The 14,047-nt window shown below is 60.7% G+C and carries 9 protein-coding genes; 1 reads left to right on the forward strand and 8 read right to left on the reverse strand.

Going from position 1 to position 14,047, the window contains the following annotated elements; genetic code table 11:
* Window positions 1–44: 44 nt before the first annotated feature.
* Window positions 45–941: a dTDP-4-dehydrorhamnose reductase gene (rfbD, locus tag J3U87_RS15270; RefSeq protein ID WP_237383917.1), complete on the forward strand. Its 897-nt coding sequence runs from the start codon at window positions 45–47 to the stop codon at window positions 939–941.
* Here rfbD and J3U87_RS15275 read toward each other — a convergent pair.
* The 8 genes from J3U87_RS15275 to trpD all read right to left on the reverse strand — a co-directional run bounded on the left by J3U87_RS15275 (window position 923) and on the right by trpD (window position 13,293).
* Window positions 923–4,258 carry a sensor histidine kinase gene (locus J3U87_RS15275; RefSeq protein WP_237383918.1) on the reverse strand — a complete coding sequence of 1,112 codons (3,336 nt, stop codon included), beginning with the start codon at window positions 4,256–4,258 and terminating at the stop codon, window positions 923–925. The two genes, rfbD and J3U87_RS15275, sit on opposite strands and share 19 nt — an antisense overlap.
* A 486-nt stretch (window positions 4,259–4,744) precedes the next feature.
* Window positions 4,745–5,728, reverse strand: a complete 984-nt coding sequence (locus tag J3U87_RS15280) for a hypothetical protein (RefSeq protein ID WP_237383919.1) — start codon at window positions 5,726–5,728, stop codon at window positions 4,745–4,747.
* 818 nt (window positions 5,729–6,546) lie between these two features.
* Entirely contained in the window at window positions 6,547–7,842 is a 1,296-nt protein-coding gene (locus J3U87_RS15285; protein ID WP_237383920.1) for an adenylosuccinate synthase, read from the reverse strand.
* Between the two features lie 355 nt (window positions 7,843–8,197).
* Window positions 8,198–8,971, reverse strand: coding sequence for a tryptophan synthase subunit alpha (trpA, locus tag J3U87_RS15290; RefSeq protein ID WP_237383921.1), 774 nt, complete (start codon window positions 8,969–8,971; stop codon window positions 8,198–8,200).
* Entirely contained in the window at window positions 8,968–10,164 is a 1,197-nt protein-coding gene (trpB, locus tag J3U87_RS15295; protein WP_420038305.1) for a tryptophan synthase subunit beta, read from the reverse strand. Before trpB ends, trpA begins: the two co-directional genes overlap by 4 nt.
* A gap of 5 nt (window positions 10,165–10,169) precedes the next feature.
* On the reverse strand, window positions 10,170–10,988 hold the full coding sequence (locus tag J3U87_RS15300) for a phosphoribosylanthranilate isomerase (protein WP_237383923.1): 819 nt from the start codon (window positions 10,986–10,988) through the stop codon (window positions 10,170–10,172).
* Between the two features lie 84 nt (window positions 10,989–11,072).
* Complete coding sequence (trpC, locus tag J3U87_RS15305; RefSeq protein WP_237383924.1) at window positions 11,073–11,891, reverse strand: indole-3-glycerol phosphate synthase TrpC; 819 nt, start codon at window positions 11,889–11,891, stop codon at window positions 11,073–11,075.
* A gap of 367 nt (window positions 11,892–12,258) precedes the next feature.
* Window positions 12,259–13,293 carry an anthranilate phosphoribosyltransferase gene (trpD, locus tag J3U87_RS15310; protein ID WP_237383925.1) on the reverse strand — a complete coding sequence of 345 codons (1,035 nt, stop codon included), beginning with the start codon at window positions 13,291–13,293 and terminating at the stop codon, window positions 12,259–12,261.
* Window positions 13,294–14,047 lie beyond the last annotated feature (754 nt).

The raw sequence follows: 14,047 nt of genomic DNA on the forward strand, positions 1-14,047 counted from the left end.
CGGTCGCCCCGACGGCGACCACCACTTCCACCATCGGAGGCTACGTGAGCGAGCAAGAAAAAACGCCGGATACGGCCCAACCCGCCGGCATCATGGATCAGAAAGTGGGGATCATCGGCGCCAATGGGGCACTTGGTTCCGATTTGGCGCGGATCCTGAGACACCCCGTACCCGCCTTCCACAAGGATTTCGATATTTGTGATTACGATGCCGCGCGCGCCTGGCTGGAAAAAAGCGGGGTCGCGGCCGTGATCAACACTGCCGCCTTCCACCGCGTGCCCGACTGCGAAACCGAATACGCGGCGGCCTTCGAGGTCAATGTCATCGGTGTCCGCAATCTGGCGCGGGCCTGTGCCGAGCTGGACATTCACCTGTGCCACATCAGCACCGATTACGTGTTCGACGGAACCAAGAAGGCACCGTACGTGGAAACGGATTCGCCGGCCCCCTTGAGCATCTACGCCATTTCCAAACTGGCCGGTGAATATGCGCTCGAGGCCTATGGGAAACGGACCTCGATCGTGCGCAGTTGCGGTCTCTACGGACGTGTGCCCACCCGCGCCAAGGGCGGCAATTTCGTGAACGCCATGATCAAGTTGGGAACGGAACGCGACCGCGTCACCGTCGTCAATGACGAAATCGTGTGTCCCACCTATACCTTCGATCTGGCCGTGGCCATCGATCGCCTGCTGGCCGCGGGCGGCGAAGGAATCTTCCACATCAACCAGAACGGCCACACCACCTGGTTCGATTTCGCCAAGGTGATCTTCGAAGCGCGTGGATTGCCCGCCAAGTTGGAGCCGATCTCGGCCGCGTCGTTCCAAAGCAAGGTACAGCGCCCGTCCTATTCGGTGCTGAGCAACGAGAAGTTCGAAAAGCTGACGGGTCACCGCATGCCCGATTGGGAGAATGCGCTGCGCCGTCACCTGGCCGAGATCTGAGCCGGTTCGCGCTCCTCCATCGTGCGGGGCTCTTCGGTGGGGGCCTGGGGTTCCTCTTCGCGTATGATTTCATCCGGAATCCGGATCGTGAACGTGGATCCCGCCCCCAGCTTGCTTTCCACCGAAATGGTTCCACCCATCAGGCGGCAGAAGAAATTGGTGACGTAGAGGCCGAGGCCGGTACCGCCGTAGCGATTGTGGTCGACCATTTGCGAAAAGGCCTGGAATAATTGGTTTACCTGCTGCTCGGACATGCCGATGCCGGTGTCCTGAATCGAGAAGTGAACCCAGCCGCCGTCCTCTTCCTTGGTGCGCAACACCCGGAAACGGATGCGGCCCTCGTTGGTGAATTTGTCGGCGTTGGTCAGCAGGTTGAGCAGCATGCTCTGGAGCTTGGCCTGATCGCCACGGATACGGCCCAGTTCGCGCGGTTCGGTTTCCAGGGAAAGGCGGTTCTTGGACTTTTCCAGCAACGGGTTCATCTGGCCGACGAGGTTGTCCAGAATGCTCTGGAGGTCGAACCATTCGGCGTATAGATCGGAATTGCCCGATTCGATGCGGGTCAATTCGAGGATGTTGTTGACCAGGGACAGTTGATAGTAGGCGGCAGCCTTGATTTTGCGCAGGTCGATCCGCAATTGGTCCATGTCCCACTCGTCCGGTTCCAGGTCCTCCACGTCTTCCTCGATCAGCTCGCTATACCCGATGATGTGGTTGAGCGGCGTCCGCAGTTCATGACTCATGTGGGCCAGGAAGGCGCTTTTCGAGCGGTTGGCTTCCACGGCCATGCGTTCGGACTGCGTCAGGAGCTGGACCTTGGCTCGCTGGCGTTCCTTCATGCGTTGGAACTGGAAGGCGGCGGCCAGGGCGATGAACACCAGCAAGCCGTAGAGCGTGTAGGCCAACCAGCTCTGGTGTGGCAAAGGGCGTACCCGCAGGGAGAAGGTCAAGGGTTTGGTGACCCAGGTGCCGTCGTGGCTGGCCCCTTTCAATTCGAACCGGTAGAAGCCCGGGCTCAGGTTGGTGTAGTTGGCCATGGCCTGGTTGTCGCCCTCGATCCAGGTCTCGTCGACACCCTCCATGCGGTAGAGGAAGCTGTTTTTTTCCGGACGGGTGAAATCCAGCGCCGCGAACATGATCGAAATGACGTTGTTGTTGCGGTCCATCAGGAGTTCGAGCGGTTTTTCGTCCAGGCCCGCCAAGTTGAGGCGACGACCGAGGGCCTGAATTTCCGAGATCACCAGCGGCGGCTGATAGGCGAAGGCGCGAATCTGATCGGGGAAGAAGGCGCTGACGCCGTCCATGCCGCCGAAGAACATTTCGCCCCAGGCCGTCTGGTGGTGCGCCCCAGGCGCGAACAGCTCCCCCTGCAGGCCATCCAAAATGTCGTACAGGTGAAAATCGCCGCTGTCGGGGGAGAACCGGCACAGCCCGCGAGCGGTGCTCATCCACAGGGTGCCGTGATGGTCCTCGAGGATGCCGAACACGCTGTTGTTGACGAGGCTCGTCTCCTGCGGAAAACCGATGTACTGACCGGAACGGCGGTCCAGGCAATTCAAGCCGCCGCCATAGGTGCCGATCCACACCTGTTCCCGCTTGGGGAGCAGGCAGAGCACGGCATTGTTTCTCAGCGAACGGGCCTCTCCAGCTTCCTTGTGAAAGGACTGCAGGCGACCTTGGCGGGCGTGATATTGGAACAGCTTTCCTGCCGCGGTGCCGATCCAGGCGTCGCCGCTGGGGTCGAAGGCGATGGTGCGCACGATTTGCTTTTGAAAACCTCGATCGGAATTTTCCCGGTTGAGCAGGTGGCGAAACCGGGTGGGCTCGTCGAGCGAGGCGATGGACACCCCGTTGGGTGTGCCGACCCACAACGCGTCGTCGCGGGCGACCAGGCTGAGAATCCGGTCGTGGGCCAGGCTCGCGGGATCTTCCGGATCGCGGAAAAACGCGGTGAAACGGTCGTCCGGCTCCTTGCGGTTCAGGCCCTTTTCCGTTCCGATCCAAACGGTGCCGTGCCCATCGACGGCAATCGCGTTGACGTCGTTGTGACTCAGGGACTGGGGGTTTTCCGAATCCGCCTCGTAGCGGCGAAAATAGCCTCGATCTCGATCGTAGTGGGTCAACCCGCCGGTTTCCGTGCCGAACCAGACATCCCCGTGACCGCCGCTGCTCACGGCCTTGACGATGCCGCGGGCCAGTGAATCGGGGTCGTCGCGCAGATGGCGGATGGTTCGGAATTTCGGGGGCTTCAGGTTGAGCTTGTTGAGCCCCGCATTGCGTGTCCCGACCCACAGATTGCCGGACCGGTCCTCGTACACCTTGCGCACCTCGTTGCCGCTGAGGGTGAACACCATGCGCGAATGGTGGCGGAACTGGAGGAAGTCATCCTCGGCGGCCACGTATCGGTAGAGACCGCCGCCCGCGCTGCCGACCCAAATCGTGCCGTTGCGGTCCTCCAAAATCGTGTTGATGCGGCCCGGGGTCGAGCGATCGCGGTCCTCCGGCGGCAATCGATAGTGCCGTACCTTGCCGGTATCCGGTTCGTAGCGGAACAAACCCCGATCGGTGCCGAACCACCAGTTGCGACCCTGGTCGAGAAACATGCTGCGCACCTGGGCGCCGGTCACATCGATGGACCCGCGTTTGGGCAGCTCGAAATGATCGAATCCCGTCGTGTCCGGGTTGTAGATGTCGATGCCCGTCTCGGTGCCGACCCACAGGCGATCGTCCGTGTCGAAGCACAGCGACCAGACGCGTGAGTGACGCAGCGATTGGGGGTCGTCCGGATCGTGCTCGAAGCGGTGAATGCGCCCGGTGGTCTTGTCCAAGCGGGCCAGGCCGTTGTCCAACGTGGCGATCCACAGGTATCTGCGTCCCTCGGGCAGCAGTGTCTGCAGGTAATTGCTGGGCAGGCTGTTGGCCTTCTGTGGATCGTGGAAGTAGTGCGCGAAGGTTTGGGTATCGGGATCGAATTGGTTGAGGCCGCCACCCCAGGTGGCGATCCACAGGGTCCCGCTTCCATCTCCGTAGATGGCCGAGGTGTGATTCACCGAGAGCGTCCCCGGTTTGCCGGGATCGGTGCGAAAATGCTGGAAGCGGTAGCCGTCGTAGCGACTCAAGCCGTTTTGGGTGCAGAACCACAGAAAGCCGCGTCGATCCTGAAAAATGTCGTAGATCGTGTTGTCGGCGAGCCCGTCCTTGGTGCTCAGGTGGAAAAACTGAGGTTGTGGTTCCTGAGCATGTAGAGAGAGCAGGGCGAACAACGTCGCCACCAATGGGAACCGGAAAAATTTCGGTAGATTCCGACATGCCAGCATGAATGTCTCGAAGAGCAAGGGTTCCGCGCTGCGAAAAATCGGTGGTGCGAAGGATTCGAATAGCAGGGAGAGATGAAAGCGGCTTGGGTTGCGCGTTTTGAGTATACCGCTTTTTGGATGGAAATACTTGCTGTGATTGCCGTTTTGCTTTTCTGCGACGGCTCTTTCGAGACGGTTTGGCTGTAGTGGACGAAAAAGTGACTGTGGCTGGTTATGTGTAAACGTGCGTAGCCATGGTGGTTTCCCGTTGGGATATACACCGGTTGGCCACGGGCGAGGTGAGAAAAGGCTATCCGCTCGTGTGTGTCGGAAAAGCGGATGTGAATCTTTATTTTTGGGGAAACCCTGGCTCGGCAGCCCCATGCTCGGACCACGCTCGTGGTCCCATGCGCCGGCGCAACCACTTCAGTCGTCAGGTCCCGGCCTTGCCGAAACCTGACACCTGAAGCCCGAAAGCGTGCGCATCCGGCCGGATGCGCGCCGCCTTTAGCTGTCCGAACCCGGAATGCCCAGGGTCGTCACGAATACCGGGAATTGGTAATTGCGACGGCTCGCCCAGATCAGGATCACGTCCTGGCTCAAGTAGTCGCTTTGGATGGGGGCGATGGCACCGCGCCCGCCCGGCAGGCGGAAGGGGTCTTCTTCATCGAAGAACTTCGGCTCGAAGGTCAGAAAGTCGAAGCTGCCGGAAACCATCATGTGGTCCTGAATTTCCCAGGCACCGGCGGTGACCGCCGAACGCATGCGGCGCAGCGCGTTCTTGATCAAAAAGGTTTGGGAGCTCTCGCTGAAGACGAAGACGTCCGTCAGTTCGTCCTGTTTGCCCTTGAACGTCTTTTCGAACAGCGGAAGTTCGATGACGCCGGGATGCTCGACGGGCGTTTTCTCGATGCTGCCCAAGCCCACCAAGTTGTAATTGATGTCGTTGAACAGCTTGGTCGCCAGACGGAGCGGCGAATTGAAATCGCCCGTGGCCGCCGGCCAGATCGTGGCGTACACCTGCCAATCCTTGTCCTTGGTCGATATTTGGATGATTGGCCGGCTGTGCGTGCTCAACTGAAAGGCTTCGAAGTCTTTCAAGAGCAGCACCTGACTGGCGCCGTTGGGGGTGGACTTGACTTGTGGTTGTCCTGCCGTGGTCCACTCGATCTTCAGATCCATCGCACATTTGAGTGCGTGCTGGGAGGTATCGGCGGTGGCACCCACTTCCTTGGCGAATGCAGTGATCTCTTCCGCCCGCATCAGGGAGGGATTGATGTTTTCTTTCAACCACGTCGTGGCTTCTGGGAGCTGAGGTTGCGCCAATGCGTCGCACATGCTGAGCAATTCGGCCTGCGTCAGGGTTTTACCGGCCCATTTGCCGCTACCCTTTACCGCGGTATGCATGCCGTCGAGAGCTTTGTAGACCATAGGGAGCGAACCGGAGCCGTCATAGAGTGAGAAGAATAAAAGTAAGGTTAGCGTACTCACGCTTGTGACCTCCGTAAATATCCGACTGGATATTCGTGTTTGACCAATACGAGAGAATTGATCGCGTTACAGAACGAACAACTTGGCGGTAGCGGTTGCAGACAATGATGCACACGAAGACTTCGACCCGAACCGCTGTGCGGGCTCCAGACGTGGCTTGGTGGATGAAGCATACATATTTAGGTACCTGGCGTTCCTGCCGGATCTAAATGGCATTGTCCAGGGGTCGGCCGAATAGGGGGCCGGCCCCTTTCTCCCTGTCAGGGGAAGGCTAGACAACCATCCGCAATAAATTAAAGAAACAAGCATTGCCTGGCTGCATTATACGGGGTCTGTGCAAAAATCAAATGGTGAGTTTTTTCACTTTTGATGGATGCCGCGTAAGTTATTCAAGTTTGTGTGTATAGACAATGCGATGAAAATTTGATTATGTGCCTCGTCCGAAGCACTTTGCGGCCGATGTTCTTCGATGTCTGCGTTGGCGCTCCGAGTTTTTCGTCTGATGTGATTTTTTACAAACGACTCGTTTGATCTTTTCCGGGTGTCGGCTCGTGTCCTGGAGAACTTTCGTTGCAAGGGTTTTGTTGCACTTCGTGGGAGTGGCGAGGCGTTCCACCTGGAGATTCTGCGTCCATGTCCAGGGCGACCGGTGATCGTCATCTGGCGGTGCCCACAAAGCCTCACCACCCCACAAAAAAAGAGCAACAAAAGTGTTGCTCTTTTTGATGTGTAACTAAGTTGTTTTTTTTATGCTAGTTATGTGTAGACAACCGTGTGGTTGCCAAACTTTACACCGATCCGAGAACGCTCCTGATCTTTTAATTGAAGAATTCGCCCCGGTGGAAGATCGTCTGTTGGCGATCCGGCCCGACGCTCACCAGCCCGATCGGACATTCCAGCTTATCTTCGATGTACTTCAGATAGGCCTTGGCCTCGGCCGGAATGTTGTCCAGGTTGCGATAGGAGGAGAGCGGTTCTTTCCAGCCCGGGAAGGTGCGGTAGACCGGGGTGGCGCGTTGCAACACTTCCAGGGAGGCCGGGAACCGGTCGGTGATCTTGCCATCGATCTGGTAGGCCTCGCACACCTTGATCTCGTCGAGCTGATCCAGCACGTCCAGCTTCATCATGGCCAGGGTGGTGAAATTGTTGAGCAGATGCACGTAGCGCAGGGAAACCAGGTCCAGCCAACCGCAGCGGCGCGGGCGTCCCGTGGTGGTGCCGAACTCGTGGCCGGCCTCGCGAATGGCTTCGCCGGTTTCGTCGTGGAGTTCGCTGACGAAAGGACCGCGACCCACGCGCGTGGTGTAGGCCTTGAAGATGCCGATGGTTTGGTCGATGGTGCCGGGCGGCACGCCGGCACCGGCGGTGATACCCAAGGCACAGGAGTTGGAGGAGGTGACATAGGGATAGGTACCGAAGTCGATATCCAGCAATGTGGCCTGGGCACCTTCGAAGAGAATCCGTTTGCGGTTCTGGCGGGCGTCGGCGAGAAGATATACCGAATCGGTGACGAAGGGCATCAGCTCGGTCACGGCCTCCAGCGATTTTTGCTGGGTGGTGGCCAGGTCCCACTTCTCGAACTCACCCAATTCCGGAAAGTGTTTTTGAATGTCCCGATACTCGTCGGCGATGCGGGCCTTGAACATCTCCGGGTTTTGCGCGTCGCAGAAGCGCAGGCCCCGACGACCGAATTTCCATTCGTAGGCCGGGCCGATGCCGCGACCGGTCGTGCCGATCTGGCGCTCGCTGTTCGCGGATTCACGGTGGCGATCGAGGATGCCGTGATAGGGCAGGATGAGATGGGCCCGATCGCTGATCACGAGGTTCTCGGGTGTCAGCTCGATACCTTTGGCCCGCATGCCCTGGATTTCCTTGAGCAGGGCGAAGGGATCGACGACGACACCGTTGCCGATGACGTTCTGTGCGCCCTCGTGAAATACACCGCTGGGCAAGACGTGTAGTGCGTAGCGTTTGCCGTCGAACACCACGGAATGTCCGGCGTTGTGCCCGCCTTGATAGCGGACCACAAAGTCGAAATTCGCGGCGAGAATATCCACAACCTTGCCCTTGCCTTCGTCGCCCCACTGGGCGCCTACTACGGCCACGTTTGTCATATTGCCCCCGATGCTATGTGAATGTGAAAAAGTCACACCATCATTTTTTGCATGTCGATCGAAATCACTATCCTGGCGCGGCAACCCATATCTCTTTTTGAGACAGCATGATGCACCTTCGAGGTGCGAAATGGCGGGCGGCGCCGAAAGAGCCTGAGCCAGGGGTTTGAACCCAACCCCCGATCATATCAGACCTGAATTGAATGTCCATGTCTATTGTGGCCCTTTCCCTTGTGGCCCAACGCGGTTTCGGCGTTGGGTCTAGGGACTTTCGGGGCCGATGGCGGGTTGGCCGAGACCGTGGGAAACGGGTCCGGTGCCTGCCCGTTCGACAGGTACCGGACCCGCCCAAATCCTATGTCTCTTCCGAGTCGATGGCCTGACGGAGGCTACCCATGAATTGACCGACCGAAGCCAGGGCCGTGGGCAGATCCGGCGCCTCGCCGATGCGTCGTACCAGGGCGCTGCCGACAACCACACCGTCGGCGAAGCGGCTGATGTGGGCGGCGTCTTCCGGAGTGGAGATGCCGAAGCCCACCACGAAGGGCTTTTGGCCCAGATGGCCGCGCACCCGTTCCAGGTAGTCGTCGAGTCCGCGAGCGACGCCCTGACGCGCCCCGGTCACGCCGGTGACCGAAACGCCGTAGGCGAACGACGTCGTGACCGGGGCGATGCGGGCCAGGCGCTCCGCGGTCGTCGTCGGTGCGATCAACGGGATGTAGTGAACGCCTTCGGCACCCATTTCCTTGGCGAAGGATTCGGCCTGTTCCAACGACAGGTCGGGCACCAACACGCCGTGGAACCCGGCTTCACGCAACGCGCGGGCCGCTGCCGGGATACCGCCCAAGGCATTGATGGGGTTGAAGTAGCTGAAAAAGATCAGCTCGGCCTTGATTTCGTGGCGGAAGCGCTTGATCTCTTCGAGAATCCAGTGCACCGTCACGCCGTTGTCCAGCGCGATCTGGCTGGAGGCCTGAATGGTGGGACCGTCGGCGATGGGATCGGAAAAAGGCACGCCGATCTCGATGTAATCCGCACCGGATCGGTCCAGTTCGCGGACCAGGGGCTCGAACCAGGACAGCTCCCGATAGCCGGCGGTAAGATAGGGAACCAACAATTTCTTTGTCACTGGTGCGCTCCTGCTTTGATGTGTTGTTCGTAGGTGTTCATGTCTTTGTCACCGCGACCGCTGAGGTTGAGCACGATGGTTTGGTCGGGATTCATGGTGGGCGCCAACTTGTTCACGTAGGCGACCGCGTGGGCCGACTCCAGGGCCGGGATGATGCCCTCCAACCGAGAAATCAGCTTCACGCCTTCCAGGGCTTCCGCATCGGTGATCGAGACGAATTCGGCGCGACCGATCGAGTGCAGATAGGCGTGTTCGGGACCGACACCCGGATAGTCCAGGCCGGCCGAGATCGAGTGGGCCAGGGCCACCTGTCCGCCGCGTTCCTGCAACAGCATCGACATGGCGCCGTGGAGGACGCCTGGCGCGCCCTTGGAGATCGAGGCCGCGTGTTCGGCATCGAGACCGTTGCCGGCCGCTTCCACCCCGATCAGGCGGGCGTCGGTCTCGATGAAGGGATAGAACATGCCCATCGCGTTCGAGCCACCGCCCACGCAGGCCACCACGGCATCGGCCCCGGCGGCGATTTCGGCCAATTGGGCGCGACACTCTTCGCCGATGACCTTCTGGAAATCGCGAACCATGGCCGGATAGGGATGCGGCCCCACCACGCTGCCGATGATGTAGAAGCTGTCCGCCACGTTCGTGACCCAATCGCGAATGGCCTCGTTGGTGGCGTCCTTGAGGGTCCGCGAGCCGCTGGATACGGGCCGGACCTCGGCGCCCAGGAGGCGCATGCGGTAGACGTTGAGCGCTTGGCGGGCCACGTCCTCTTCACCCATGTAGACCACGCAGGGCATGTCGAACAGGGCACACACCGTCGCGGTCGCGACGCCGTGTTGGCCGGCGCCGGTTTCGGCGATGATGCGGGTTTTGCCCATTTTGCGGGCGACCAGGATCTGGCCGATGGTGTTGTTGATCTTGTGGGCACCGGTATGGTTGAGGTCTTCGCGTTTGAGTAGGATGCGCGCGCCGCCGGCGTGGGCCGACCATCGTTTGGCCTCGTAGATGGGCGTCGGCCGCCCCACGTAGTGCTTCAGGTAGTAGCGGTACTCACGCCAGAACGCATCGTCCAGGTTGCGGTACACGTCTTCGAGTTCGTGTAACGCGGGCATCAGGGTTTCGGGAACGTATTGGCCTCCGAAGGGGCCGAAGTGACCCTGAGCATCCGGTTGCTGGTAGGCTTCGCTCTTCATGCTGTTCATGAGTTCTCCTGATTTTGGTTCTTGGGCGCCGAGTCTCGCTCGGGTTGAATGGGTTGATGTCGTCGAGATCGTGAGGAGTGATCTTCTCTACCGGTGGCGGACGGGAGGGTACCGCTGTCGTGGGGGGCTTGGCCCGTCGCTCGCGATGTGGCCGGTCGCCCGCAGGCGCGATCGATTTCGGCGAAAAAGCGCCGCAGGGCGTCGGGATCCTTTCGACCCGGGGCCGATTCCACCCCGCTGGAGACATCGATGCCCCAGGGATGCCACGTCTCCACCAAGCGGCCGACGTTGTCCGGGCGAAGACCGCCGGCCACCAGGCAAGCACCTTCCACTCGAGCCAACAGGCCCCAATCGAAGGTTTTGCCCGTACCGCCGCTCTGGCCTTTGACGCTGGTGTCCAAGAGGAAAAAGGGATCGCGCGGGGCGATCGTCGCGTCCAGGCTGGTGGCATCCGCCGGAACGTGGACCACTTTGTAGCCGCCCCATTGGGCTACCTTCTCCGGAGATTCGTCACCGTGGAACTGAAACCAATGAAAATTCAGATGGTTGCGCAGAGTTTTCAGGGTCGCGTCCGGTTCGTTTCGCACCACCACGACCGTTTCCGGGCCGGGTGGGACCGTGGCCAACAGCTCGGCCAGGCGGTGCAGATCCAGGTGCCGCGGACTGCCTGGCACGTGAATGAAGCCCAACAGATCGGCGCCCAGTTCGGCCGCTGCGCGAACGTCCTGCTCGCGGGTCAATCCGCAGATCTTGATGCGCGGGCGATAGGTGCGCGATCGTTCGTCGCGTGTGGGGGGAGGGGAAGTGATTGGCATAGGCTGAACGGGGGAGATTTGGAATGGTTGATGGTGCGCCGTGTCAGGGGGTGCGGCACGGAACACCGATGATGCTTCGGTCGGTTAGGAAGGGGGCGCGGTCTCGCTTGTGGACGAGCGGTTGGCGGTCCTGAGTTCCTCGAGTCGGGCCGAGGGATCGGGACTCTTCATCAGGTACTCGCCCACCAGGTAGGCGCGGTAGCCGACTTCGTGGAGTCGGGCCACGTCCTCGGGGGCGTGAATGCCGCTTTCGGCGACCCAGGGCGTCGCCTTGGGAAGGTGCGGGACGATGTCGATCAACTGGTCCAAGTTGGTGGCGAACCGTTTGAGGTCGCGACAGTTCACGCCCAAGAAATCGATGGGCGTGTCGCCGACCCGTTCGTATTCATCCAGGTTGTGGATCTCGCACAGGGTTTCCAGACCGAGTTCGCGGGCTTCGGCCTGGAGTTCCGCCAACTGGGACGGTTCGAGGATGCGGGCGATCAGCAGCACCAGATCGGCGCCCCACGCCTTGGCCTCGTGCAGTTGGTAACGATCGATCACGAAATCCTTGCGCAGCAGCGGGATGGAGACCGCATCGGCGACCTTGCGCAGATCGTCCGGACTGCCGGCGAAGAAATCCGGTTCGGTCAAAATGCTCATGGCCGCGGCGCCTCCCGCGGCGTAGGCCTTGGCGACCGCGACCGGATCGGCCTCCATGTTGATATTGGGTCGGGAAGGGCTCTTGCGCTTGAATTCGGCGATGACCAGCGGATCGGTGGAGGCTGCAAGTGCCGCGGTCAAGGCGTGATGGGGACGTTGCCGCGCCCGAGCCGCCGCCTCGAGGTCGGCGAGTGGCAGTTCCCGCTTACGGGTCTCGAGAATGTCGCGCGTGCGAGAGACGATTTGCGAGAGAATGTCCATTGGTGCCCCTTCTACCGCCGCGGCGGCCTGCTCGGCGTTGCGGATTCCGGAAGACGAATTCCGTGAGCCACAAACTTAGCACAGGGGACCTTCGAAAAGAACGCGCGAGCGGACGGCGCTCGCTTTTTCCTCGAAGGAATCACGTTCTATGCGGCGGGAGAGTGCTACCAAAGCTGCGAACCCATGAAAACCCAGGCGAAACATGGTTTGGCGATGGCGGTGAGGTTCGATCGGAGGTGCACGATCGAGGAGCAACTGTTCGGACGAAAGTCGCTGAAAACATAACGCTTGAATCGTGCGAAGGATGGCGGCCCTGGTTGTCGTTCCCGGCTGGACGGTATGCTGGGCACCGGGTTGGGGAAGCGACTTAATCGCCCCCCGAATTCTTGGGCTGTTCGGTGGTCCAGGAGACCAGGGTTTGCACTTTCTCCCAGGCGCGGCCGCTTTCGATGGCATCCCGTGCGTCGGCGAAAGCGTCTTCGAGTTCCGTGTACTTCCCGGTGGCGTACATGGCGAAGCCCGCGTTCAGAATCACCAGATCGGAGGCCGGGTTGGATTCCCGGTCTTGCAGGATCGAGCGGAAAATGTCCAGGTTGCGTTCCAGGGTGCCGCCTTCCAGGTCGTGGGGCTCCGCCAGGTCGAAGCCGTGGCGGCGGGGGTCGAACAGACGCGAGCTGAATTCGCCGTCATGGACTTCCGTGATCTTGGTGCGGCCCGTGAGGCTGATTTCGTCGGAACCGTCTTCGCCCCAAACGACGAAGGCCCGTTTGCCCAGGCCGGCCAGGACCTCGCCAAACAATTCCGTCAAATCCTCGGCGAAGACGCCGATGAGCTGGCTGCCCACGCCTGCGGGGTTGGCCAGGGGTCCCAGCATGTTGAAAATGGTGCGGATGCCCATCGATTTGCGAATCGGGACCGCATGCCGTACGGCGGGGTGGAACACCGGCGCGAACATGAACCCGATTCCCACCTCGTCGATGCAGGTGCGCACCTGATCCGGGGTCAGATCCAATTGCACACCGAGCGCCTCCAACAGGTCGGCGCTGCCGCAGGTGGAGGAAACGGCGCGGTTGCCGTGCTTGGCGACCGTATGGCCGGCGCCCGCGATGACGAAGGCCGAGGTGGTGGACACGTTGAAGGAAACGCCGCCGTCACCGCCGGTCCCACAATTGTCCAGCGCGAAGAGGTCCTGAATCGAGATCTGGGTGGCGAACCGCATCATGACATCGAGTGCCGCCCGCAGTTGGGGTCCGTCGATGCCGTTGCGAATCTGGAGGGAAAGAAAGGTCGCCGCCGTGATGGGGTCGATATTGCCGGTCATGAGCTGTTCCATGACGCGGGTGACCTCACCGGGCGTGGCCATGCGGCCATGGGCCATTTCCTTGAGGGTATCCTTCAACACTTCGTGCTCCTCTGTCGTGCGCCTGGGTATGTGTCGTGGTAGATCGGGCTTAGCTTAGCGCATTCCACCGCGTGTCGGGAAGTGGGAGCTGTTGCGGCTGTTGTCGAACGCGCGACCGGAGGTCGCGATGGGCGTGGGAATTCTCACGTCAAAGGTTGCGGGATGGGGCCGTGCCCCGAAAGGGACGTCGCATGGGATGGACATTGTCTGTGACCGAACGGATGCCTGGCCGAGGCCAACCGGATGCTTGGATGCTCACGTTCGCGGCCCCCCGAATGCTTGGATGCTCACGTTCGGGGTTCACTGGCAGCTTGGATGTTCACCGTTCGGGGTTCACCGGCAGATTGGATGCATACCGTCCGCGGCCAATCCTGAAAGGATGGCCAACTGTATGTTTGGATCACCATTTTTTAAAACGCGTGCCGAAGGCACGCCACCAGCGGGCGTCCTGAAGGGACGACACAGTACAGCGAAGGGTTAAGGAGCCGGAGGCGACGCAACCCTGGTTGTCTGGAGTGCCCGAACCCCAGCCCTGAAGGGGCGGGACTACGGGGACCTCCGCGGAGTACCTGTCACCTTCCGAAATGCCCCTCGCGGAGTACCCGCCACCTCCGGAAGCCCTTCGCGGAGCCGCCCTTCCAGGGCTGGGGTCCGGGAACCTCGAACAACCAGGGTTACGGTGCCTGCGGCACCTCACCCTTCGCTGAAATGTGTCACCCCTCCGGGGTGCCTGCTGGTGGCGGGCCGTTGGCCC

Source organism: Sulfidibacter corallicola, from assembly GCF_017498545.1.
GTDB lineage: Bacteria > Acidobacteriota > Holophagae > Acanthopleuribacterales > Acanthopleuribacteraceae > Sulfidibacter > Sulfidibacter corallicola.

What these genes read in the sequence shown, in the direction of transcription:
- J3U87_RS15275 (WP_237383918.1), bottom strand. Translation starts at nt 4,258, where the DNA reads ATGCTGGCATGTCGGAATCTACCGAAATTTTTCCGGTTCCCATTGGTG.
- J3U87_RS15285 (WP_237383920.1), bottom strand. Translation starts at nt 7,842, where the DNA reads ATGACAAACGTGGCCGTAGTAGGCGCCCAGTGGGGCGACGAAGGCAAG.
- trpB (WP_420038305.1), bottom strand. Translation starts at nt 10,164, where the DNA reads ATGAAGAGCGAAGCCTACCAGCAACCGGATGCTCAGGGTCACTTCGGC.
- J3U87_RS15300 (WP_237383923.1), bottom strand. Translation starts at nt 10,988, where the DNA reads ATGCCAATCACTTCCCCTCCCCCCACACGCGACGAACGATCGCGCACC.
- trpC (WP_237383924.1), bottom strand. Translation starts at nt 11,891, where the DNA reads ATGGACATTCTCTCGCAAATCGTCTCTCGCACGCGCGACATTCTCGAG.